We start from the raw sequence: 25056 nt of genomic DNA on the forward strand, positions 1-25056 counted from the left end.
GGTGAATAAAAAACACGACCCGTGGACGGGCCGTGTTTTTATTCATATTTTTTAAAGGCCAGGGTTGCATTATGTCCCCCAAAGCCAAGGGAATTACTAATAGCTGCTGTGATATTAGCGGGACGAGCTTCATTTGGTACGTAATCTAAATCACATTCCGGATCAGGTGTTTCATAATTGATCGTTGGAGGGAGAATTCCCTCTTTCATCGCCAGTATGGTAAATATAGCTTCCACCCCACCAGCTGCTCCTAAAAGATGGCCTGTCATTGATTTAGTGGAACTAATTGCTAATTGATGGGCATGTTCACCGAATATGGTCTTTACGGCCATGGTTTCATATTTATCATTATACCCTGTACTTGTGCCATGGGCATTAATGTATTGTATATCTTCTGGCTTTAAGCCACCATCTTCAATCGCAATTTTCATGCTTCTGGCACCACCTTCACCACCAGGTGCAGGGGCAGTAATATGATAGGCATCACCTGTTGAGCCATACCCAACAATTTCAGCATAAATAGTAGCCCCACGATTGAGGGCCTGTTCCAATTCTTCCATGACAATAATGCCCGCACCCTCCCCAATCACAAAACCATCCCGGTTTAAATCAAAGGGTCTACTTGCTGTATGAGGATCAGGATTTGTTGTTAAGGCTGTATTCGCACAAAAGCCAGCATAAGACATTTGGGTAATAGGAGCTTCTGCACCACCAGCAATCATGGCATCAGCATCCCCTCGTTGAATGGCTTTAAAAGCATCCCCAATAGAATTAGTTCCAGTTGCGCAAGCAGTGACGGTACAAGAATTGACTCCTTTTGCTCCTAGATAAATGGAAACTTGTCCAGTAGCCATATCTGGAATCATCATTGGGACGAAAAAGGGACTAACACGCCTGTAACCTCTTTTTTGGAAGATCTCGAACTGCTTTTCCAATGTTTCCAATCCACCAATCCCGGAACCAATCCAAACGCCTACCCTATCAGCATTGGTTTCATCGATGTTTAGTTTAGCGTCTTCTACCGCCATAAAAGCAGCGGCTAGTGCATAATGAGTAAAACGATCCATCTTGCGTGCTTCTTTTCTTTCGATATATTTTTCTATATCAAAATCTTTTACTTCTGCTGCAACCTTTGCAGAAAATTGCTCTGGATCCAGTCTTGTTAAAGGACCAATCCCCGATTTACCAGCAATAATATTTTGCCATGCTGTTATAGCATCATTTCCTACGGGAGAGACAACACCTATTCCCGTTACTACCACTCTTCTTTGCAACTTTTCCAGCTCCTTCATATAAAAAGAAGTAATTTCTTGCTTTTCTTTCCTTCTGTATTATTTTCCCCATTTTAAGGCAATGGCACCCCATGTGAGGCCACCGCCGAAGCCTACCATTACAACGACATCATCATCTTTAATCTTACCGGCTTTTAAATCATCATACAAGGATAAGGGAATGGATGCCGAAGAGGTATTACCATATTTCTGAATCGTTTTAGACATTTTTTCATCAGGTAATTCTAAACGCTCCCGAGAGGCTTCCATAATTCTTATATTCGCTTGGTGTGGGATTAAAAAATCTACATCTTCTTTCGTAAGACCTGCTTTTTCAATCACATTCTCAGAAGCGTCTCCCATTTTTCGTACGGCGAATTTAAATACCTCCCGACCATTCATCCTTATATATTGATCTTGATACAAAAACTTGCCGCCTGACCCGTCAGCGCCTAGTTCGAAGGAAAGGATCCCTCTTCCTTCCGAAACAGTACCGATTACAACGGCTCCCGCACCATCTCCAAATAAAACGGCTGTATTACGGTCACTCCAGTCCGTTATTTTCGATAATTTCTCAGTCCCTACTACTAAAATATTTTTATAAGAACCTGTTTCAATAAACTGTTTTGCCGTTATCATACCATACATAAATCCAGCACATGCCGCACTAAGATCCATGGCTGCAGCATTTCTACATCCTAACCGGTCCTGAAGAATGCAGGAAACAGTAGGAAACGGCTGATCTGGTGTTACAGTTGCTACCATTACCAAATCAATCTCCTCAGGAAGAACTCCTGCATCATGTAAAGCTTCCTTTGCGGCTTCACAGGCCATATCGGAGGTATCTATATCATCTGCAGCGATCCTTCGCTCTTCAATCCCTGTTCGCGTGCGGATCCACTCGTCAGATGTATCCATCATTTTTTCCAAGTCTTTATTTGTCACTATCCTGTCAGGGCTATATTTCCCAATTCCTATTATTCCGGCGCTCATGCGTGACCCCACTTTCTAAAAATAGACGTAATTATTATCATATATTAGTACTTGGTACTAAGTATACCACCATACATTTTTATTGTAAATTAGGGAAAATTGCTTTAGATTCGCGAAGTCACCGAAATGATATGTACAAATTGCTTTTATATAAAACCACCTCTTTTTCAGATCTATCGATAGTGAGAGATTTTGACTGGACTCTAGCCCTATCCTTTCGACATATATCTCCATTTTCCTTCTTTTTGTAAAATATGAAACTACAAATCCCATTGTTCTAAGTGGTCAAGAAGTTGACGAATCATTCCTTTTTGTCGCTGTTCCACTTGAATCCATTCCGTCTTATTCAGTGATTTAAAATAGAAATATTCTTGTTCAGATTTCCTTTCATTCTGTATGAAGTATTCTTTCATTCCTCCCCCCATATCTCTTCTTTTCTCTTTTATCTTTTCAATATTACGACTAAATGTTTTCAGGATTCGATTACCTTGTAAAGGTTGAATAAATATAAATTGAGAATCCTCCTTATTTAAAATTTGTTTATCCAATAGGAGCAATAATTTTTCTTGTATTTCTGTAGCTTGCGCAACATAAAAGTCGTTTACCGGTACAAAGATGGATGATGCTTCCTCTTCGAAAATGGTCTCATGGTCTAAATGCACATAATCCAAATGAGCATTTCTTCCAATATAAAGCCAACGATCCTTTTGTTCCTCGGTCTCCCATTGCATATAATCCTTTGCAAAAACCATATACCCTTTTTCTAGTAATTCGGAACAAATTTTGAAACCTGTACTTTGTCTTGCACCAATAACAATGGCAGATTTCACCGCACTCAACCCCTTTTTTTCTGTTATTATAAGCTTATGCCCCATCTCACTAAAATTATTTTTTACTTAACTTGGATATCTTTATTTAATTCTTTCTATATGGTATGATTACAGTGTTCTTAAAGAAGTATATAGGATGTTTTTTTGGAGGATTTTACTATGAAATTTGTTATGACCTTTGTTTGGGCCTTCATTCTTGGCCATGTAGTAACCTATGTGATTGGATCCATGAATAGTATCCCGTATGATTTTGCGACCGCCTCCTTTTTTGGCGTTGTCATCTTTATTTTAGTATCTTTGATCGGCACTGTTTCCTCTCCACAGCCTGCTGATGAATAAGAAAAGCGCAAGACGCCCGTTTAATGGATGAACGGCTAAGTTCGCGCCGTCCTGACGCAACGCCGTTCTGACCTGCATCCTGCAGGCCTCCGACATGCAAATAACCCTGAACCTAGGAAGGGCGATCTTTCCCTCATAGGTTCAGGGTTATTTGACCTCGAGGGGCTAGGCGCTGGAGCTAGACCTAGCACTGGTCAATTTTCTTTCTTATCTCTCAGTAAAAAACTCGCCTTAAGGGGCGAGGTTTTTACTGTTCATTGCTTGTAGTAATATGGATTTGCTTGTTTTCAATATCAACGACTAGGGCGGAATAGGGATGAACATGTCCGGCAATAATTTCCTTCGCAAGCTTTGTTTCAATCTGACTTTGTAAATACCTTTTTAAAGGACGTGCTCCGTAAATCGGATCATAAGCAGCCCGCGCAATAAATCGTTTCGCTTCATCAGTCATTTTTAATTGTATATTTTGTTCATTCAATCGAGCTTGTAATTCATTTGTTAGTTTCTCCACGATCCCAACAATATCATGTAACGAAAGTGGTTTAAAAAGAATAATATCATCAATCCTATTTAGGAATTCGGGCCGAAACGAAGCCCGTAATTGCCCCAATACGAGCTCTTTTGTTTTTTCATCGATCTCCTCTTGGGTCTCCTCACGTTCCAGCAAATGGTTTGAACCAATATTGGAGGTCATAATAATAACGGTATTTTTAAAATCAATTCTTCTGCCTTGTGAATCGGTAATTCTCCCATCGTCCAATACTTGTAATAAAATATTAAATACTTCGGGATGGGCTTTTTCAATCTCATCTAATAAAATAACTGAATAAGGCTTTCTGCGCACGGCTTCTGTTAATTGTCCGCCTTCTTCATAGCCAACATAACCAGGCGGTGCTCCAATCAAGCGAGATACAGCATGCTTTTCCATGTATTCCGACATATCGATGCGGATCATATGCTCCTCACTATCAAATAAGGTTTCCGCAAGTGCCTTCGCTAATTCTGTTTTCCCTACTCCTGTAGGTCCAAGAAAAATAAATGAACCGATTGGCCGATTCGGGTCCTTGATTCCCGCTCTTGCCCGCAGCACAGCATTACTAACAAGTTCAACCGCCTCATCCTGGCCGATCACACGCTTATGCAAAATTGTCTCCAATTTTAATAACTTTTCTCTTTCCCCTTCGACCAATTTCATGACTGGAATGCCGGTCCAACGTGATACAATTTCGGCAATTTCGTCTTCGGTTACCTCTTCTTTGACAAGCCGATTTTCATCCTCTTGATGGGCAACCACTTTTTCCTCCATCCTTTGCAACTCTTTCTCTATAGCTGGAATTTTCCCATGACGTAATTCAGCCGCCCGGTTTAAATCATATTGGTTTTCGGCATCTTCTAATTCCCTGCGTAATTTTTCCAATTCCTCGCGTTTTCCTTGAAGCTGCAAAATTTCATCCTTCTCTGATTGCCATTTTGCTTTCATTTCATTCGCTTTTTCCTTTGAATCAGCCAATTCTTTCTGCAGGATTTCTAATCGTTCCCTGCTTGCTTCATCCTCTTCTTTCTGAAGGGCCGCCTCTTCAATCTCCAATTGCATGACTCTTCTTGTTACCTCATCAAGCTCCGTTGGCATGGAATCAATCTCTACGCGAATATTAGCACACGCCTCATCGACAAGATCAATCGCCTTATCAGGTAAAAAACGATCTGTGATATAACGATCAGAAAGAGTGGTTGCTGCCACTAAAGCCCGATCATGTATATTGACCCCATGATGAATTTCAAACCGTTCTTTCAGTCCTCGTAAAATCGAAATCGTGTCTTCTACTGTCGGCTCAGATACAACCACCTTTTGAAAACGCCTTTCAAGCGCAGCATCCTTTTCAATATAAAGGCGATATTCATCTAAAGTCGTCGCCCCAATGCAATGCAATTCTCCCCGGGCAAGCATCGGTTTCAACATATTGCCAGCATCCATTGCTCCTTCTGTTTTTCCGGCTCCGACAATGGTATGGATTTCATCGATGAATAAAAGGATTTTTCCTTCGCTTTTCTTAATTTCTTGCAAAACAGCTTTTAAGCGCTCTTCAAATTCGCCGCGAAATTTGGCCCCCGCGATTAAGGAACCCATATCAAGCGCATAAATCGTTTTATCCTTTAAACCCTCCGGAACATCCTTTCTCACAATCCGTTGGGCCAGACCTTCAATAATTGCCGTTTTCCCAACACCCGGTTCCCCAATTAAGACAGGGTTATTTTTTGTTTTTCGCGATAAGATCCGCACGACATTTCGTATTTCTTGATCGCGGCCAATGACAGGATCAAGCTTTCCTGCTTTCACTTCAGCAACAAGATCTCGGCCATATTTTTTTAATGCTTCATACGTTGCTTCAGGATTTTGTGATGTCACATGCTGTCCTCCTCTAATCTTTTCTATTTCACTCTTAAGCTTCTCCTCTGTTACACCTTTTTGCCGTAAAAAACGAGTAATCTCTTGATTCGGTTGCTTCATTAAGGCGAGTCCCACATGCTCTACGGATAAAAAGTCATCCTTCATCTTTTCCTTTACTTGTTCGGCAGAGCGTAGTAAGTTCTGAAGATCTGAGCTAAGATACTGTCCCCCTTTTACACCTTCCCCTGTTACTTGGGGTTTTAATGCAATGAGTCGATCAATCTCTTGACCGATTTCACTTCTCCCCACCCCTAAATGTTCATATAGATGAGCGAGAAGACTATCGTTTTTTTCCAGTAAAGACTGCCAAAGATGGCTAATATCAATTTCCGGATGATTCTCTTTACTTGCTTTTTGCTGCGCCTCCATAAATGCTTCCTGCATCGTCATCGTCATCTTGCTTAAATCCAATCGATTCACATCCTTCTTTTTAGGATAAAAAAGAGCGGAAGGCTTCCGATGAGGAGCGTTCCGCCATTCCAAAAACACTTTTGTACAGAAAAGAGAAAGTCACTGATTGGAAGAATCCCATTCTTCCCTTTTCCTACACCTTCTTTTGTGCAATTTTAGGATATTCCTAAAGCAATCTTCGCATAGCGGGACATTTTATCCTTTGACCATGGAGGACTCCAAACGATATCCACATCCACTTCTTTCACCTCTGGTATATCAGCAAGAGCCGCATTGACTTGATCGACAATTATAGGAGCAAGCGGGCAACCCATAGATGTTAACGTCATCGTAACCTTAGTCGTTCCATTTTCATCCATCTCTACATCGTAAACCAGTCCAAGGTTCACTATATCAATCCCCAATTCAGGGTCAATCACTTGTTCCAATGCGCCATATATATTTTCCTTTAAAGCTTCATCCATGCTTATATTCCTCCTTGAATGTATTATTTCTTACTTCTATCATACCAAAATCACCGAAAAATCAAACCGAAAAGAATGTTAGAGCATATTTTTATCCCGAGCTGCTTGCACTAAGTTGTTTTTAAAAGAATTGGATCTTGTTGCTTAAGCAAATGACCGTCAAACCAAGCCACGGTTCTAAGCAACGCTTCCCTACTCACCTTATGTCCCGCTTTGGTATCCACAATAAATTTCAAATGTGAGGGTTGCTGGGCATATTCCTTCTTTAGTTTTTCATAAAACTCATATGTTGGCTGGATCATGCTCGTTCCCCTTTACAAAATTGACTTTCAAACTATCTCCATCTTATCACTACAAATAAATAAGTGCCAAATAGTGCGCGGGTTTATTGTTTTTTTTTCAGAATGAGATTGTACTTTTGTCATAAAGCCGGTAAACTTAAAGCAATTAACTTTTTAACCGTTTTCGTCTTTATTAAACTATCTATAGGAGTGATTGGGATGACGTTAAAATTATTTGCTGATAGTGCATCTGATTTACCCTTATCATATTTTCAGGAACACGATATCCAATTAATCCCTCTTCAAGTCCACTTAAATAACGAAAGTTTTTTGGATTTGGAAACCATAGAACCTAAAAAAATTTATCAAGAAATTAGAGCAGGAAAAATGCCAAAAACCTCTCAAGCCTCTCCGCAATTATTTGAAGAGCTATTCACTAATTTGGCAAAAGAAGGTCATTCTGGTTTATATATTGCCTTTTCCTCTCAACTCTCAGGAACTTATCAGACGGCTGCCATGATTCGCGATCAAGTAAAAGAGGAATATCCAGAACTAGACTTAACCATCATTGACTCAAAATGTGCCTCCATCGGTTATGGACTATGTGTGCAAGCGACCGTAGCCAATTTAAAGGCTGGCTTGTCAAAAGAACAAATTATTGCTGATGCTGAATTCCGTACTCAGCATATGGAACATTTATTCACGGTTGAAGAACTGGATTTTTTGGCTAGAGGTGGTCGACTATCGAAAGCTTCTGCTTTTTTAGGTGGACTACTCAATATTAAACCCCTTCTTCATGTGGAGGACGGAAAGCTCGTTCCAATTGAAAAAATTCGCGGGAAAAAGAAATTATTAAAAAGAATATTAGATGTCATGGAAGAAAGAGGAGTCGATCTTCAAAATCAGACAATCGGAATTAGTCATGGAGATGATGAAGAACTGGCACTGGAAATGAAAAAGATGATTGAAGACCGTTTCGGAACAAAGAAATTCTATATCAATATTATTGGATCAGTGATTGCTTCCCATGCTGGTCCTGGCACATTAGCCGTCTTTTTCTTAAACAAAAAACAAGCATAGGGACCCTCCTTATGTGGGAATACTAAAAGTCATTTCCCACGAAAGGAGATGGATCAAATGCGTTACAACACTTCAGATAATGATAAAAAAGCAAGAGATAACCAAGCAGCACAAGAAGAAAAAAATGAATTGCGCGAGAAAAATCGCAAAGCAGGAAAACATCAATATTCAAAGAAAACCGATCATTTATAAACCTTGAGGAGCCACTTAGCTCCTCATTTTTTTTGTTATTAAGAAGATCTTCATATGGAAGTTGTTCCTCCACCGATAATCAACTATAATAGAGGAAATACAGTTTCGGAGGGGAGAAAATGGCAAAGGAAAATTCATTCGATATTGTTTCAAAAGTGGATCTTTCAGAAGTGACGAATGCGATCAATATTGCGATGAAAGAAATTCAAACGAGATACGATTTTAAAGGTAGTAAAAGTGAAATTTCCTTACAAGATGATGAGCTTGTCCTCGTTTCTGATGATGAGTTTAAAATGAAGCAATTAAAAGATGTATTGCTTGGGAAGCTGATTAAAAGAGGAGTGGCGATTAAAAACTTAGAATACGGAAAAATGGAGAATGCCTTTGGGGGCACGGTTCGGCAACGGGCCAAAATCGTGCAAGGTATTGATAAAGAAAATGCAAAAAAAATTAATACTCTTATTAAAAAAAGTGGATTAAAGGTCAAAAGTCAAAACCAAGATGAACAAATTAGAGTAACGGGAAAAAACCGTGACGATCTTCAACAATTGATCAGTCTTATAAAAGAAGCAGATCTTCCAATTGACGTACAATTTGTCAATTACCGATAATCTCCTTCCCTTTTATGATACATAAGAAAATCAGGCATAAAAACAACGAACAGAGAAAAATATTCTGCTCGTTGTTTTATTTATAAGGTAAGTAAGAATTAAGCTAATGCTGGATCTAGCTCCGATGAAAAAACCCCACTCAATGAAGTTATTCCATCCGTTTCTTTTTTCCTCTTCGCCAAGTAATATACATGAATATCCCAAACAGAGCAAATACAAAAAAGATTGAAAGTATAAAGAAAATATTATACCCGCTTTTTTCCATCATTTTATATATCTCTGCCTGATCGCGATCGATCACAAGCTGATATTCTCCACCATCACTTCTTACTAAATCGCTATTTAATAAACCTCTTAACTCTTTTTCATCCGCTAATTGATCCTTTGTCAATCGGACTGCTTGATCTTTCAATGAATTATTAATCGCTACAACAACAGTATCTGACTTGTATTGTCGCTTATATACAACCATTCCATCTTTTTCGTATAACACATCAAGCGTTCCCTTTGTTAAAGCCGGTTGCTCCTTACGGATTTCTCCTAATCTTGAGATATGGTCAACCAGCTCTTTTTCCGAACGGAAATTCATTAAAGGAATGTTATCAGGTAACTCACCACCATCGACAGCGATTTCTGTTGCATAAAAGATCATCGGCACTTCCGGTTGAGTATATAAAAAAGCTAAGGCTTGTTTCCATGCGGTGATAGGATAGGTCCCTTGTTCAAGCATATCCCTTGTAAATCTAGGTCCATACTGATGATCCAAAAAAGAAATTCTTCGACCTATCTTTTCTTCATTACTTGTCCAACTGTCGAATATGAGTTGGGGAGATTGACTTGGTTCCGCAAAGGTTTTCCGTAATAAATGATGGATGGGAACATTTAACATGCGATCAAAACCTATTTCGTCATAAGCATCCAAACGATTTTGATCGGCCTCCTTTTCAAACCCTGTAATAAAAAGATCTTTTTTTTCTTTCTTCATTTCTGAAATAAAAAATTCCCAAAAGGATGAGGATAACTCTCCAATATGGTTCATTTGTAATCCATCTACTCCAGTACTAACCCAAAATTTAGCCGCTGATAAGAGAACTTCCTCTAAGTTTGGATATTCTTCCGGAGACATAACAGGCATTTCGAGTATAAGTTTCATCTTACGCTTATGTACTTCATCCACTAGTTCTTCAAAATCCTTCATAGTTCCAAAGTGTGGTTCAAGCTCTGTATAATCCTTGACCCACTCCCCATGAAAACCCCCTTCTTCGTTAGCAAAGATCGAAGAAAGCTGGATTACCGTAAAGTTCATATCCTGAATGTAGTCAAGTTGATCGATAATCCCTTGAATATCTCCTCCTTGATAACGTAATGGATCTTGAACATCCACATTATAGTCATTATCAAGATCACCATCTGAGAAGCGATCAACCATAAGGGAATAGATGATTTCATCCTCCCAATTCTGTCCGTTCTTCTCCTCCGCATAAGCTGTTATGGTAACAAGAAGAAATAATTGACTCAATAGTGTTGTAATGATTAATTTTTTCAACATTGTTCATTACCTCCAAGAAAAAAACCGCAAATCATGCGGTTTTACGCTGCAAACCAATTCCACCCTAACGGTAGTCTTGCCCCAATATAAAAGGTGACTACAAAGGCAATAACAAGAATCGTCCAAAACACACCAGTTTTTTTACCTAGCTTCGTACGAATCAAAACCATCTCCATCATAGCAATTACGATCACACCAAAGAGAAATTTCACTCCATATAAAGCTGGATCAATACTACTAAATTTTGAAAAGAGAAGGACCCCTGTTGCGATGATTAGTAAATAAAAGACACGTAAAATCATTTGAACAATCTTCATCGCTTTTTCTTTTCCACTCTTGTGCAAAAAAACGGCCACGATAAATAAAATAATAGCGATCACCCATGTTGAAATATGAGCATCTGTGCGCTCAAACATCCGCGCTCTCCTCCTTTGACAAACAACCTTTTTATACTGACAGATTGCTTTCATATTACCATATATAGGCTAAAAACCACAGAATTAACCATCTATTTCACAATATTGTACAATTTACCTATTCCTTGGACCTCGTTTTCAATCTAATCCCCGCTTGTGGTCTTTTTTTCGCCCATAAGTAAAGAATCGCCATAGCTTTTCTACTGGTCCCTGATTAAATTTTGACAACCAGATTTCCGCAAAAATGATTTGAAAAACAAAAATGCCAATTGCCAACCATGTACCTGCTGCTACCGACATTTGGCCATATAATCCCAGGCCGTATGAGTAAAAAATCAATGTACCAATCACCGATTGACTTAAATAAATCGTGATCGACATTCTTCCCGCATTTGCAAGGGGCCTACCGATTTTCGCTATATACGGATTAGACATCAAAAAAACAATAAGCGCAATATAGGCTACACTTAGCAAAGGACCACCGATCATATCTTGTACATATTGATTACTGATCGATTGACCCAATACGAGTGGCAGGATTTTTCCCGCTAAACCCAGTGAAAGAAATACAAAGAATACAATCAACCATGCCTTCTTATGGTGTTTCGCTTTTTCCAACCATTTTAACTTAGCCGCACCAGCCCCAACCATCATCAAAGGTAAGATCATAAAGATGACCAAAATGAAATTCGCTGGACCATTTGCCATATACCAATCTAGGAACCGTTGTTTGGTTATCTCCCAGAACGTACCATTTACATAAATTTCAGCAGATTGCTGCAAATTCATAATGTCCGTAAACTCCCCAAGAGTAGAAGTGTCTATTATGGAGACCATGATCATGATAAAGCTCATGAATAACTGTGGAAGTAAATATACGGCTGCACCAATGGACAGTAGAAGTGTGCCAGATAATCTGAGCAAAGGCAGCAATAATAATCCCATTAAGGCATATGTTATTAGAATATCTCCATGCCAAATCAGAAAAGCATGGACCACCCCAAACCCCAACAAAACAAGTAATCTTCTTACACTGATCTTCCAAAATGAGGAGTTTTTTAAACGAAAGCGTTCCTGCATAAGCACCATCCCATAACCGAACATCATGGCAAATATAGGATAGAAGCTCGCCTGGACCAGTATATCAATCCACATATAGGCCGTTAAGTCCTCATATTTCCACCACTCATACGGATTATAATAACTAAATGGTGAATGAAAACTAAGCATATTGACTATAAAAATTCCCAGTAAAGAAAATCCTCTTAAACTATCAAGCGATTGAATTCGATCTCTTGATAAAGTAGGCCCTAATTTATTTTCCATCATTGACGATCTCCTCCATACCCTTTTCTTAAAACAAAAAACATCCTATTCATTTTAGCTTTCCTCGGACTGAAGCACAATTTCTTTTCCTTTTCATAAAATATAATTGGTACAATATAACAGATAAACAATAGCAAAGGATGTGAACGGTGATGCCAGGTTTTGTCGGGGCCGTTCAAATCATTAGTATTGGTGGCTCAGGTATCTTTAATGTTGGTGATGTTTTTCAACTACATCCTGTTTCCTCCTCTAAAGTATTTTCAGGTGCAGGATCATTTAATACAGGTGATCATATTGCGGTAACGAACCATTATTCCGCCACAAATACGTATGATAATGACACAGTAGATCAAGGAATTATGTTTACATTATAAAAGACATTTCATCAGGGAGAGAACATTATGCATATTCATGTTCAACAATCGATCCATATCCAATCTATAAAAATTGGAGCCCTTACCAATTCTTCTGTCCTTCAAATCGGAACATCTGGGGTCATTACCCCTTCCTCACATTTATATAATACAGGAGGTTTTAAAAAGGCTGCTCCAAATATCCCTAAAACTTTAGAAACGGCAGGAGAAACTTTTGAACAGCCAAGTCTTGTTCCCTTAGGTTAAGGATCATTTTGTTTGAAGGTGGTGCAATATGGACAATTATTATTTCCAACAACTTTATGAACAGATCCATCATCAGCAAAAAGAAATAAACCGTCTTAAATCGTCTGTGGAATGTTTAAATACGGAACTCACTCAATTAAAAGAAAAGCCGCCCCTAATTGTGGAACGATTAGAATATAAATTTGACCAATTAAAAGTTGAGACATTAGAGGGAACATTAAATATTGGTTTAAATCCTTCTGATCTTGATGGTATAGAAGAATTGTCTCTACCTAAGCAATCGCTTGATGCCCCTGTTCATTTGAAAGAAGGTCTTCTTGAAAGACTGAGTCAATATATCCATCAAGAGGTTGAAACCGTTATTGAAGGCACGGAAAGACAGCTAGGTAAAAAGCTTGACGTCCAATATAGAAATCTTATTAAAGAAGACATCCAGACCCAGTTGCCTGCAAGAGTGGACCATTACATCCAACAATCTTTACAACATACAAACAGAGACCAGACAGAGGATCAACAATTAGAAGCTATTTATCAGCAAATTCTTAAAGATATCCATCAGGGAATTCATGCATTCATTTCACAAATACCACAAGAGCAAGCTGGTAAAAAAAATAAACCTTAAAAAGGAGATTTATCATGAATTTAAATGTTGTGAATCGAGAGCTTTGCGTCGGGGAAATACAAATTACTGGTGTCACCACCTCTTCCTTATTTTTGGTTGGGGATGCTGACACCATTCAATTGGCTTCCACCTTTGATACCCCACCAGAGTCATTGATTATTGGTCCTTTTGTTCCGCTTCCGTCGGAGGATGAAAATGGGGAAACGTAATTCTATGGTTCAAAGCATTCATGTCACCAATATTCTTTTCGGCTCGATTCTAGAGATTGGAGATACAATTAAAATCAACGGATTCAGTCAAGCACTTGCAGTTCAACGGAGAGAAGAACTCTTTTTTGGTAAGGAAGGAAGCTTTACAACGTATTCGATTTTTTCCGAGCCTACATGGATGCCAACATTACCTGAAATCCCCACGATCACAAAATATCAAGCTTTACCTAATATTAGAGTCAAAGATATTCGAATTAAAGGACTTTCCGCTTCAGCCGTCACACAAATTGGAAATACCAAAAATGTTTATATGGATTCAAAGGTTCATCATATAAGACAAATTCCCGAGGGAATCATGAACAAGGAGGAAGGAGAGTAAAAAATGCCTGCCTTAATCGGTCCTGTACAAATTTTTAATGTAGAAGGTGGAACGGTGCATTTTGGGGATACAGCCGTCATCTCCCCTAAATCGAATAATAAAGCCACAGCCGGATCCGGCTCCAACAGTTCAGGAGCATTAGTAGCTGTTTTAAACGGAGTAAGTGCAAACGGAACGGTCGATACCAATTTAATTGATCAACCCACTGTAGGGAATAATTAAGAAAAGCACAAGCGCCCGTTTAGCGACGTACAAACTTTTTAGGGGCCTGACGAGATAAAGGAAACACGATGAACCCGAAGGGTGAATCGATGTTGACTTACGCAAGCAGGCACCGAAAGTTTGCTAGTCGCTGGGCGCTGGAGCTAGATCCAAACATTAGCCAATTTTTATACTTTCTTACCTCATAAGAAAAGCGCAAGCGCCTTTAACTAGGAAGAACGGCGCGACGACAATCGTCACGCCGATGGACGCCTCTCTAGGCTAGGCGCTTAAGCTAGATCCGACACCAGCCAAATGTTATCCCGAATTAACTGGCAGTAAGACCCCCACTTTGAGAATTCGAGGGAAAACAAGTATTGCAAGTGAGGGATCAACTGCCAGTAAATCCCCGATTCGTTCAACTAACATTCAGTGGGGGATGAAAAAAACCCCCACTGAATGAAGTTTCACTTTATGATTTCTTATTTTATAAAGAGAGGATATGGCCCCCATCAAAGAAATATAAATATTTGCCGTTCACAGGAACCCCCCATATATTCCGGAGGGCACGTTCATATAAAACTAACTGAGCCTGATAACGTTGGAGAAGTGTATGTTTCGCTTGTGAAAAACCACCAGGGAACTTGCCTTCAATGGTGTCTGTTTTATAGTCAAGAAGGGAAATGCCGTTCTCATCTTCCCATACACAGTCGATAATTCCTTGGACAAGAATATTTTCATTTTGACTATCCCAGTCAGTATAAATTTCTCGAGCTGGAATCCCCATTGTAAAAGGAACCTCTCGATAAACCTTACTTGCCGTTAATAATTTCTTCCCTAATTCATTTTCAAAGAAATGAACAATTTGATTACTTGAAATAGCTTCTATTTGTTCCAACGTAAGAATCTCTTTCCCTACTAGTTCATCTAAGAGCTGTTGAACGGACTTGTTGGTGGGTGGGTGAGACAGATGAATATGTTGCATCACTGTATGCATGACTGTTCCAACTTCCGTTGATGACAATTGACCTTTTTTCTTCATAAACTTGGGACGATCATACTGGATGTTCTGTGCTCGTTTCATCCATTGAGTCCCGCTTGCCTCATCCTTTATCTCAAAAAGCCTTTTTAACTCTGTCACAGATTGCTTAGACATTTTACTTGTGGCTAGAGTATACGGGTATTTCCAACGAAGTCTTTTGTACACCTCCTCCTTTTTCGGTGAGGAAATAGGGATCGTTTCCCCTCTCTGTACTCTCGTTAACCAATCCTCATCCATAGGCTCCTCAGCGACTAATTCTTCCGCTAACTCCTGTTGAGAAACAACCTCTATTTTCCAAAGGGATGGATGTTGGATAGGAGTGGGATTCGGCATTCCCTCTATATCCCTTAGAAAATTCATGCCTTCCTCATGGCGTGCAAGCGCCATTCCAATCCAGTCCAAATAGGAGGTGGCGGCAGCTCGGTCATGATCCCGGAGCAGCCAGTTTGGAGTCTGGCTGACTCTTGCCCATTTCTTTACTTCTTTTTCAAAATTCTTCACACTGCCGACAAGATAGAGTTTTTCTTTTGCCCTCGTCATCGCTACATATAAAACCCGCATTTCCTCAGCCAATAATTCCATTTTTTTCTTCTTTCTAAAAGCGATTTGAGGTAAGGAAGGATAAGAAATTCTTTTTTCGGGGTTCACATATTTGCTTGCAAATCCAAATTCCTTATCAAATAGAAAGCTACTTTGAATATCCCTTTTATTGAATTTCCTACCGATTCCCCCTACCAAAACAACCGGAAATTCCAATCCCTTACTGGAATGGATCGTCATTATACGAACGACATCCTCTTCTTCTCCAAGTGTACGAGCCGCTCCTAAATCATTTCCACGCTCCTGCATCCTTTCGATAAACATGAGAAAACGAAATAACCCCCGGAAAGAAGTTAACTCATATTGGCAAGCTCGGTCATATAAAGCGCGTAGGTTTGCTTGTCGCTGTTTTCCCCCCGGAAGTCCACCAACAAATTCATAAAAGCCTGTATCACGGTATAACTGCCAGATTAACGAAGATAAAGCTCCTTCTCTCGCTGAATTTCTCCATTCATTCAACTGAGCAAATAATTGTGTCACTCGTTCATGAGCCCCAGTAAACTCTTTACTAGGCGATGAGGCGATAAATTCTTTCACCGCATGATAATAGCTTCCTTTTCTCGAATGCAAGCGTATATGGGCGAGTTCTTCTTCATTTAATCCAATAATAGGAGAACGGAGAACAGCCGCAAGCGGAATGTCCTGATCAGGATTATCAATCATTTTCAACAATGACAGCATAATCGAAACCTCTGTTGCTTCAAAATATCCTGTTGACAAATCCGCATAGACAGGAATACCAGCGTTTTTACATTCTTCCATAAGATCTGGCGCCCAGCCAAGGGAACGAACAAGAATCACAATATCTTTATACTGGATCGGTTTTTCTGTTTTCGATTTCACGTGATAAACCGGTTTTCGCTCATCCACCATTTGGCGTATTTTCTGTGCCAGCAAGCGCGCTTCCAGTCGGGATTGTTCCAGCTCGTTTGAATCAAATCCCTCCACCTCTTCTGAGAGATCTTCTCCTTCATCTGAACGATCTACAAGGGCAATCTCCACTGGATAAGGGTTAGAAGCGAGCTCAGGGTATGCTGCTCCTGTGACTAATTCTGCCGCTTGATTATATTCAATCTCTCCAACCGTTGAGCCCATAATTTGTTTGAAAATAAAATTAACCCCATCTAAAACTTCTTTACGGCTGCGGAAATTACGTGATAGATCAATACGTAAACCAGAATCTTCTCCAGTTGGAGTGAAATGTAAATACTTATCAAGGAAAAGATTAGGTTCTGCTAAGCGAAAACGGTAAATCGATTGCTTCACATCCCCAACCATAAACAGATTTCCACCATACTCTCCCTCATTGGATACGAGACGAAGAATCGTTTCCTGAACCAAATTCACATCTTGATATTCGTCCACCATGACCTCTTTATATTGATTTCGATAAGAAAGAGCAATTTCGGAAGGTGTAATGGATAACTCATTTTTCTCTAATAAAATTTCCAAACAAAGATGTTCTAAATCAGCAAAATCCACAAGTCCTTTTTCTGTCTTTTTTAAGGAATAGGCGTGAGCAAATGCTTTCACTAATGCCACTAAGCTTTTCAGAACATCCTTCATTTCCCGCATATCTTTTAAAAAAGCGTCCGGTCTTCTGGAAAAAAGTTCTTTTTTTAATTTTTCCAGCATGCTTTTGGCTTTTTTTCGATACTGATCCGCTTCCTCGATTAATGGCGGGTCATATTCATCTCCTTTACATGGTTTCGCTCTTGAAAACTTCCATTGATTCATCACTTGATACAAGTCTTCCCAACCATGGAGGTATGCTTCTTCCATCTCTTTGACAATCAACAGATCAGCAAGATAGTTATCGACTCTTGCGGAAGGGCCTCCAGGAAGATGGGCTATTTCCAATGCTGAGTGGAGCATCTCTTTAGCAGCCGATAACTGAAGCTGGATATCGAACTTTAAGGCACCAATAAAAGGTAATTCATCTATAGACCGATCATCTGGTAAATCATACATTTCAACCATTTGATCTAGCCATTGATCAGGATTCGGATGAGACCGTGAAAAATCATATAATTTAAAGACTAACTCTTGCAAAGCATGATCACTGCGGTCATTTGTAAATGTATCGACAAGCTGGTAAAAACGTTCGTTGCCTTCCAACCCATACTCATACTCAAACAGATCATCCAGCACTTCATCGCGAAGAAGATCGGCTTCCGGTTGGTCCGCAATTCTAAACCCGGGATCAATGTCCACTAAATAGTAATGATTTCTGACCACATTAAGGCAAAATGAATGCAAGGTTGAAATTGAAGCACTATTCAATAACCCCAATTGTCTGCGCAAATGGGTGGATGTTGGATCTTGATCAATCGCTTTCTCCAAAGCTTCACCGATCCGATGCCTCATTTCAGCCGCCGCAGCATTCGTAAAGGTCACAACGAGAAGCTGATCTACATGGATAGGATCTTCCTCTGCTATTATTTTTCTAATAATCCGTTCTACAAGAACAGCCGTTTTCCCTGATCCCGCTGCTGCCGCAACCAAAATATCCTGACCTTTTGCCATAATCGCCTTCCACTGATCATCTGTCCAAGTGACAGATTTAGGCTTAATTGGAATGCTTGTTTTCATAAGCCGCCTCCTTTATAAACGCCAAGGCATCGTCTACTGATCGTTTCGGGATATGCCGATAATCATTATCCCCTTGTGATGGATCAAATTGACAGACAGCTTTAAAGGCACAAAACTGACAAGGTGTCCTATCATTGAACTGATAAGGGGAAATATCCACTTGACCATCCATAATCCGATCCCCCGATTTTTTATAAAGCTGTCTTACATAATGCTGCAAGGCACTGAAGTCTTCACGGCTGGCTGCACTCGATCTAGATGTGAGGTTTCCATCCTTTTTAATCCCTGCTGGTACAACCTCTGATGTCCCTGAAGTCAAGGTGGTATCCATTAGTTGGATGACATTTGCATCACCAAGGAGAAGCCCCTTCATTTTAAATTTCTTTAAAATTTCCTTTTCTATTTCATCCAAAGTTAAGCTCTGTTCGCTTTCCACCATTGGATTATGAACATGGAAATAAAGAACTCCCGCTGGAGTCGCATCTGTCCCAATTAATAGAGGTGCATGCGTCATCACAATATCTAAATAGGTGAGCATTTGCAGGGATAAGCCGTAAAGAACTTCATTTAAATCCAGTGCCCTTGAACTAGATTTATAATCTATTACCCTTAAGTAAACGCCATTTTCATCCTCTGCCTTGTCCACCCGGTCGATTCGTCCTTGGAGCTGCATCTTCGTTCCATTTTTCAGCGTAAAGGATAGTGGAGGCAAGTCTTTAAAGGGGCCAAAACCCAATTCCACCCCAACTGGATTAAATCCGCTGGACTTAGCATGTTGGCCAAGAATAAAGGTCGCTCTAGCAATAATTTGCTCCAATTTTCTCTTGATATAAAAATAACGATTTGTACTCAAGAGGATTTGATTGAATAGTTTAGGGGCTAATTGATTGACCGCTTCCTTTGCAAGTTTGGCACATTCAGAATTGGTTAGACTGCCCCACTCCAAGTGTTGATGTTTTATTTCTGTCGCAATCCATTTTAAGGCCGCATGGAATAAATCTCCTATATGGGGGGCCTCTAATCTGAAAATATCCCGTTCATGTAAGCGAAGACCATGGGTACTAAAATGAGAAAAGGGACAGGCATGGAATAATTCCATTCTTGAAACACTCGCTAATATTTCCTCTCCATATAATTCCCGGCTTGTTTGATCCGATAGTTTTTTCGCTTTATTCCTAGAAAATAGACTGGATAAAATGCGCTTTGCTTTTATTTTGAGCTGCGGATGTTCCATATAAAAATTAAAAACATCCCACCAATAATCGGCAACAGGATACTGTCTTTTTTTCATTTGTAACTGCCTGGATAAATAGGCAATCGCTGTTGTCGGATGCGAGATATAAGAAAATTGTTCCTCAAGCTCTAACTCTGTCGGTTCATTCACTTCATAACTTGTTGTCATCTTGGGAAATAAAGCTTGAATTCTCTTCAGATAAGGAGAAGGAAGTAAGGCTTTCCCTTCTTCATTGGCAAGCGGATAGGATAAATAAAGTCGATTACGAGCAATCACAAGCGCTCGATAGGCGACAAAATCCTCATCCAAGACGAGCTGTTTTCCATTTGGTGCCAGTTTTAGTCCTGATTCTTCCAACTTTACCCGGTCTTCATCGGAAAATACACCCTCATTTTCAAAATTAGTTGGTAGGACACCGTCATTAAAACCGGCAACAAATGCAACTTTAATACTGGAAAGCCTCGATTGTTCCATATTTGCAATTGAAACCTGATCCAGAGCAGGAGGAATCAAAGAAAACTTGGCCGCTTCTAAGCCGGCTTCCAATATAGAGATAAACTTTGGTACGGAAAAGGATTCTTCCCCTAAGATTTCAACAAATTCATCTAATAGACCCATCACCGTATCCCAAGCTTGATCATGTTCCTTCGCTGCATTCAATTCCCCCTTTTTTTCAGCCTCTATGCTCCGTATTTCTAATTTTTTTGGAATGTCAAGTTCCTCCAAAAATAGATAAACAGCTTCACATAATTCTCGTCCGTTTTGAGCTGTTTTTAAACGTCGGGATAGCCTTTGTAATGGCTGGACAACGAGAAGACGAGAACGATTTAATTCTGCCTCTATTTCTTTTTCACTCTCTGTTTGCGGTACATTTTCTAGTTCCAACCCGGCATAGCGTTTATACGTCCATTTTTGCGGACTTGTCCATTGCTCCCCTTTAATTCCATTGGCCAAGCAATAGTTTTCAAGGCGATCCATTTGTTCTCTCAATGTCGGAAGATTAGGTTCCTGTGGAAATAAAAGATCCGTTTTAACAGCCCGGAAAACAGGCTCATAACGCCAATGGCTACTGATTACCTCTAAAGAACTGCGAATCAACTCAATCAAAGGATGGTTTAACATTGTTCTTTTTTGATCAAGGAAAAAAGGAATCTCATAATCATAAAAAACAGTTTCAATCATTTCTTGGTAGTCATGTTCATTTCTTAAAAGAATCGCAATATCCTTGTAACGAAATCCTTCTTCCATAACAAGGCGACGAATCTCTCTTGCGATCCCCTCCATTTCAGCCCGCCTGTTGGTGGCAATCTTTAATTCTATTGCTGGACATTCGTTAAATGGTTGATGTGGACGTTTCTCAAATTGGAGTTGGAGATGTTGTAAACTGTCTTCTTCAAATCTTTTTGAATGGTATAAAAAGACGTCTTCTTCCATTTGCACACCATTTTCACGTGCCATTTCGAACAAAAGCGAATAGGTTTCTCCTGTCGTTCGAAATAAATATAAGTCATCTGGCATTGTTCCATATTTAAAAGGACGATCCAGCATAAGAGCGATCGAAACTCTTTTGCAATGACTCATTAGCTTTTCGATTACCCGATATTCTTGTGGAGTGAAATTATGAAATCCATCTATGTAAATTTCAGCATTTCTTAAATAACTTGAATGTTCAATAGATTCCGCCAGTAAATTCAAATAATCATCCGTACCGACGTACTTTCCTTCTAATCCTTGTACAAATTTTTTGTACAGAAGTTCTAAATCATGTAGTTTATCCGCAAGTACTCGAGTGGAGGTACCGAATGCGAATTCCGCTTTTTTCTCAGCCAATTTCTCGGGTTCTATACAATAATGTTTAAATTCGGTCATCATTGTCTCAAGATGTTGAATAAATCCTGCTTTGTCTGATGCCTTTTTAAACAGTTTAAGCTCATCCTTATGCTCCTCAATAATTTTTCGAATGAGCATATTGATGCCTGTGCTAGAGATACGATTCCGCCCTGCTCCACCCGTTTCCTGTAGAACCCGCCAAGCCAGTCTCGTGAGACTATACACTTGAGTACGAATCATTCCGGAAAGACCCGGCGTATGGATAAGCTGATTTTCTGATAAAAAGGTCATCTGTTCAGGAACAATATATAAGATCGGATGGCCCACCGGCTCGTTCATCAGCTTCTCTTTCATTTCATTTAAAAATAAGGTCGTTTTCCCTGATCCAGACCGTCCAATCACAAAGCGAAAAGACATCAATCCCAACTCCTTTCCTACTGGAGTGCTTTTAAAACTTTAGACCTGCAGGACGCAGGTCATAAAGGCGTGGCGATTGTTGTCGCAAACTACCTTTGATCCTTATTATATCATGTCGGAGAGATAAAGAACATATATTCCTACTAAAAAAGCTAGTCATTCTATCAACGTATTCTCTATTTTTTAGCCTCGTTCCTGTACTTTTTCTTTGATCTTATTCTCAATTTTCTTCCCAATAAACCAAAAGATCACAATAATCGCAAGCACAATGCCTGTCCGAACAGGCTGTTTAATTAAGGAAACAATATCATGACCAATAAAACTTAAAGTGAAAATCATAACCGCTTTTCCAGCAATAATCGCTAACATATACTGATAAATACTGATTTTCGATATCCCTGCAACAATATTAACAACAGCAGAGGGAGTAAAGGGGAAACACAATAATAGAAACAATGGGCCAAATCCTCTTTGTTCTAACCATGACGTCAAGCTTTGGACTTTTTTTCTTCTTAATAAAAAGCGAAATAAACGCGTATCTCCATATCTTCTTACTAGTAGAAAAACAAGGAGTGCCCCAGCAGATGCCCCTATCCATGAGAAGAGGAAACCCCATCCTAATCCAAAAGCGTTCGCATTTGCTAAAACAAAAAGAAATAAGGGTAGAAATGGCAGGAACGCCTCCAGTAAAGGCAATAAAATGCCTGGCAACGGCCCGAATGAGCGATATTGATCGATTAAATCAATGATATTTTCCAATGTAAACCAGTCTTTAAACGAATGAAAGTCCATAGTTGTTCCTCAATCCATTGTGACGAAATTTTTTAAAATTATATCATAAAATAAGCTTCTTTTTCCTATTTTTATCTACCTTTCACAAAATCGGCTAAACTCGACTCTTTTCCTAAAAAAAGCAGCCGAAGATTCTCGGTTGCTTTTTTTAAAAAATAAGAAAGAAATTTCTGGATCTAGCTCTAGCTCCTTGCCCAGAGAGACTCGCACGCGGCGAGTCCATCGGACATGTCGACAGTGTTGCTGCGCTTTTCTTACAAATAATTTAAAAACCAGTCTCGAATGTATTCGAGACGATGGATACGAAAATCAGGTTTACCGCTCCGTGATAATTCGTGATTTGATTCTGGAAAACGAATAAACTTCACTTCTTTTCCTCGCTGCTTCAACGCAATAAATAATTGCTCTCCTTGTTCAATTGGACAGCGATAATCTTTTTCACTATGTAAAATTAAAAGAGGTGTCTTCACATTGTTTACATATTTCAATGGGGAATGCGCCCATAATTTTTCTATATCACTCAAATCAGCCAGAATTTGCCACTTCGTAAAATAATAACCAATATCACTCACTCCACAGAAGCTGATCCAATTACATATCGACCTTTGCGTGATAGCCGCTTTAAAACGATCAGTATGCCCGACAATCCAATTGGTCATAAACCCACCATAGCTGCCGCCTGTGACACCAAGGCGTTCCTGATCGATATAATCAAAAGAATCAAGCGCAAAATCTACAGTAGCCATCAAATCCTCATAATCTCCGCCACCATAATCTCCACGTACCGCATTGACAAATCTTTGCCCATATCCATGACTTCCTCGTGGATTTGCATAAATGACCACAAACCCTTCCGCTGCAAGAGTTTGAAATTCATTGAAATACGTATTCCCATACATCGCATGGGGACCACCGTGAATCTCTAAAATAGCTGGATATTTCTTTCCTTCTTGATAACCGACTGGTTTCATAATCCAACCATGGACTTTCCAACCATCTTTCCCTTCCAACTCAATCGCCTCAGGCCGAGATAATTCTCTTGTCGCTAAAAACTTATCATTTACCGTTGTAAGCCGCTCTTTTTTCCCAGAGTGTAAATGGAGATGATACAGATCACCCGGTTCAGTCGGGGTGCTTATGCAGACAACGGCTTGGCCATTTTTCGAATCAAGAGAAAATCCATATACATATTGATCATCATTAACCACTGGATAGAGCTCACCAGAAATGTTTCCAAAGTAAATCATTGTATTCCCATGATCGGTCACTTGGAAATAAAAACTTTCGCTATCCTCTAGCCATTGGACACTTGGGGGAACTACCCCCTGTAAAAAGTCACCAACAATAAAATCTCCCACTGGTGCGTCCAAACCATCCGACAGGCAAATTCTTGTATCCTCCATTAAATCATACACCCATAATTTTGCTTGAGTCGCATTTTCATATTCACGTTCACTTCCTAGAAAGGTCAGATAACGACTATTAGGCGACCAGGATGTTTGATAAAACATCCCTGTTCCGGCCGTTAATTTTTTAGTTTGCTTGGTTGCGAATTCGAGTAAGTATATATCATTCGTGAATGAAAAATCGGTGTCCGCAGACAAATCAGCTGTATACGCAATATATTTTCCATCAGGAGACCATGTACCCAAATTAAAATGGTGGAAACCGTTTGTCAATTGTTGAAGCTCATTTGTTTCCAGATTCAACAGGGCAATCTGTGAAAATTGATCAAGGTCAAGAAAACCGCCAGCATCTGATTTATATTTCATTTTTTCAACTTCTATTGGTCTTAATTCTTTCTCTTTTTCCTCTTCTTCAGGGCGATCAAGGATGCTTTCATCTTTCCCAATTTTCGTTGAGAAAGCTAATTTTTTCCCACAGGGTGACCAAACAGGGTTTGTGGCACCATTTTTACAAAAAGTGACCTGCTTCGCCTCCCCACCCTTTTTAGATAAAATGTAAATTTGCGATTTACCACTACGTGTAGAAACAAAAGCAAGCTTGCTTCCATCCGGTGACCAAACAGGTGAATGTGTTTTGTGCTCACCAAATGTCCATTGTACCGGCTCTTTTTCCTTTAAATCTATATAAAAAAGATTGGAAACATAATCATCCTTATCTTTGTCTATATGTGTCTCAACATAGATCACTTCATCCCCACTAGGTGACAATCTTGGATCTGCTACCGATTTTAATTCATACAGATCAGTTGGCCTCATTCCTTTTTTCGCAGTCATCCTTATTCACTCCTCATTTTTTAAGCTCTGAATAAAAATTCGACATTCTCAGGTAGTTTCCCTTCC

General features: G+C 39.5%; 23 protein-coding genes. 10 read left to right on the forward strand and 13 right to left on the reverse strand.

Going from position 1 to position 25056, the window contains the following annotated elements; all coding sequences use genetic code 11:
- Positions 1-38 precede the first annotated feature (38 nt).
- From fabF to MUB24_RS05450, 3 genes are all read right to left on the reverse strand, one after another.
- Positions 39-1283, reverse strand: coding sequence for a beta-ketoacyl-ACP synthase II (fabF, locus tag MUB24_RS05440; protein WP_244702418.1), 1245 nt, complete (start codon positions 1281-1283; stop codon positions 39-41).
- Between the two features lie 48 nt (positions 1284-1331).
- A complete protein-coding gene (locus tag MUB24_RS05445; RefSeq protein ID WP_244702146.1) occupies positions 1332-2264 on the reverse strand; it encodes a beta-ketoacyl-ACP synthase III in 933 nt (310 codons plus the stop codon).
- A gap of 260 nt (positions 2265-2524) precedes the next feature.
- Positions 2525-3094, reverse strand: coding sequence for a hypothetical protein (locus MUB24_RS05450; protein ID WP_244702148.1), 570 nt, complete (start codon positions 3092-3094; stop codon positions 2525-2527).
- Positions 3095-3253: 159 nt separating this feature from the next.
- Between MUB24_RS05450 and MUB24_RS05455 the strand changes: the two genes are divergently transcribed.
- A complete protein-coding gene (locus MUB24_RS05455; RefSeq protein WP_244702149.1) occupies positions 3254-3433 on the forward strand; it encodes a YjzD family protein in 180 nt (59 codons plus the stop codon).
- Positions 3434-3680: 247 nt separating this feature from the next.
- Here MUB24_RS05455 and clpB read toward each other — a convergent pair whose 3' ends face one another.
- The 3 genes from clpB to MUB24_RS05470 form a co-directional block, all read right to left on the reverse strand.
- On the reverse strand, positions 3681-6293 hold the full coding sequence (gene clpB / locus MUB24_RS05460) for an ATP-dependent chaperone ClpB (protein ID WP_244702150.1): 2613 nt from the start codon (positions 6291-6293) through the stop codon (positions 3681-3683).
- A 155-nt stretch (positions 6294-6448) separates the two neighbouring features.
- Entirely contained in the window at positions 6449-6757 is a 309-nt protein-coding gene (locus MUB24_RS05465) for a metal-sulfur cluster assembly factor (protein WP_244702151.1), read from the reverse strand.
- Between the two features lie 110 nt (positions 6758-6867).
- A complete protein-coding gene (locus MUB24_RS05470; protein ID WP_244702152.1) occupies positions 6868-7059 on the reverse strand; it encodes a hypothetical protein in 192 nt (63 codons plus the stop codon).
- 198 nt (positions 7060-7257) lie between these two features.
- Here MUB24_RS05470 and MUB24_RS05475 point away from each other — a divergent pair, with 198 nt between their 5' ends.
- From MUB24_RS05475 to MUB24_RS05485, 3 genes are all read left to right on the forward strand, one after another.
- On the forward strand, positions 7258-8118 hold the full coding sequence (locus tag MUB24_RS05475) for a DegV family protein (protein WP_244702153.1): 861 nt from the start codon (positions 7258-7260) through the stop codon (positions 8116-8118).
- Between the two features lie 57 nt (positions 8119-8175).
- A complete protein-coding gene (locus MUB24_RS05480; protein ID WP_244702154.1) occupies positions 8176-8310 on the forward strand; it encodes a DUF3941 domain-containing protein in 135 nt (44 codons plus the stop codon).
- Positions 8311-8429: 119 nt separating this feature from the next.
- Positions 8430-8921 carry a YajQ family cyclic di-GMP-binding protein gene (locus MUB24_RS05485; RefSeq protein WP_244702155.1) on the forward strand — a complete coding sequence of 164 codons (492 nt, stop codon included), beginning with the start codon at positions 8430-8432 and terminating at the stop codon, positions 8919-8921.
- Positions 8922-9069: 148 nt separating this feature from the next.
- On the opposite strand, the gene MUB24_RS05490 is transcribed toward MUB24_RS05485, so the two are convergent.
- The 3 genes from MUB24_RS05490 to MUB24_RS05500 form a co-directional block, all read right to left on the reverse strand.
- Complete coding sequence (locus MUB24_RS05490) at positions 9070-10470, reverse strand: alpha-amylase family glycosyl hydrolase (protein ID WP_244702156.1); 1401 nt, start codon at positions 10468-10470, stop codon at positions 9070-9072.
- Positions 10471-10511: 41 nt separating this feature from the next.
- Complete coding sequence (locus tag MUB24_RS05495; protein ID WP_244702157.1) at positions 10512-10886, reverse strand: YisL family protein; 375 nt, start codon at positions 10884-10886, stop codon at positions 10512-10514.
- 138 nt (positions 10887-11024) lie between these two features.
- Positions 11025-12215, reverse strand: a complete 1191-nt coding sequence (locus MUB24_RS05500; RefSeq protein ID WP_244702159.1) for a DUF418 domain-containing protein — start codon at positions 12213-12215, stop codon at positions 11025-11027.
- Between the two features lie 149 nt (positions 12216-12364).
- Here MUB24_RS05500 and MUB24_RS05505 point away from each other — a divergent pair, with 149 nt between their 5' ends.
- The 6 genes from MUB24_RS05505 to MUB24_RS05530 are packed head-to-tail and all read left to right on the forward strand — an operon-like array spanning position 12365 to position 14264.
- The gene (locus tag MUB24_RS05505; protein ID WP_244702420.1) at positions 12365-12586 is read left to right on the forward strand and encodes a spore germination protein; all 222 of its coding nucleotides are present in this window, start codon (positions 12365-12367) and stop codon (positions 12584-12586) included.
- A gap of 27 nt (positions 12587-12613) precedes the next feature.
- Positions 12614-12832: a spore germination protein GerPB gene (locus MUB24_RS05510; RefSeq protein WP_244702161.1), complete on the forward strand. Its 219-nt coding sequence runs from the start codon at positions 12614-12616 to the stop codon at positions 12830-12832.
- Between the two features lie 28 nt (positions 12833-12860).
- Positions 12861-13454 (forward strand): spore germination protein GerPC, encoded by a 594-nt coding sequence (gene gerPC, locus MUB24_RS05515; RefSeq protein ID WP_244702163.1) that lies wholly within the window; start codon positions 12861-12863, stop codon positions 13452-13454.
- Between the two features lie 14 nt (positions 13455-13468).
- The gene (locus MUB24_RS05520) at positions 13469-13663 is read left to right on the forward strand and encodes a spore gernimation protein GerPD (protein WP_244702164.1); all 195 of its coding nucleotides are present in this window, start codon (positions 13469-13471) and stop codon (positions 13661-13663) included.
- A complete protein-coding gene (locus MUB24_RS05525; protein ID WP_244702166.1) occupies positions 13650-14042 on the forward strand; it encodes a spore germination protein GerPE in 393 nt (130 codons plus the stop codon). Before MUB24_RS05520 ends, MUB24_RS05525 begins: the two co-directional genes overlap by 14 nt.
- 3 nt (positions 14043-14045) lie before the next feature.
- Positions 14046-14264 (forward strand): spore germination protein, encoded by a 219-nt coding sequence (locus MUB24_RS05530; protein WP_244702168.1) that lies wholly within the window; start codon positions 14046-14048, stop codon positions 14262-14264.
- Between the two features lie 466 nt (positions 14265-14730).
- Here MUB24_RS05530 and addA read toward each other — a convergent pair whose 3' ends face one another.
- The 4 genes from addA to MUB24_RS05550 form a co-directional block, all read right to left on the reverse strand.
- Positions 14731-18477, reverse strand: coding sequence for a helicase-exonuclease AddAB subunit AddA (addA, locus tag MUB24_RS05535; RefSeq protein ID WP_244702170.1), 3747 nt, complete (start codon positions 18475-18477; stop codon positions 14731-14733).
- Entirely contained in the window at positions 18455-21958 is a 3504-nt protein-coding gene (gene addB, locus MUB24_RS05540; RefSeq protein WP_244702172.1) for a helicase-exonuclease AddAB subunit AddB, read from the reverse strand. The genes addA and addB overlap by 23 nt, the downstream gene beginning before the upstream one ends.
- 183 nt (positions 21959-22141) lie before the next feature.
- Entirely contained in the window at positions 22142-22750 is a 609-nt protein-coding gene (locus MUB24_RS05545) for a TVP38/TMEM64 family protein (protein WP_244702174.1), read from the reverse strand.
- A gap of 254 nt (positions 22751-23004) precedes the next feature.
- Positions 23005-24990 carry a S9 family peptidase gene (locus MUB24_RS05550; RefSeq protein ID WP_244702176.1) on the reverse strand — a complete coding sequence of 662 codons (1986 nt, stop codon included), beginning with the start codon at positions 24988-24990 and terminating at the stop codon, positions 23005-23007.
- Positions 24991-25056: the final 66 nt, after the last annotated feature.

The sequence above is a fragment of the Lederbergia sp. NSJ-179 genome, assembly GCF_022867885.1.
Classification (GTDB): domain Bacteria; phylum Bacillota; class Bacilli; order Bacillales; family Bacillaceae_C; genus Lederbergia.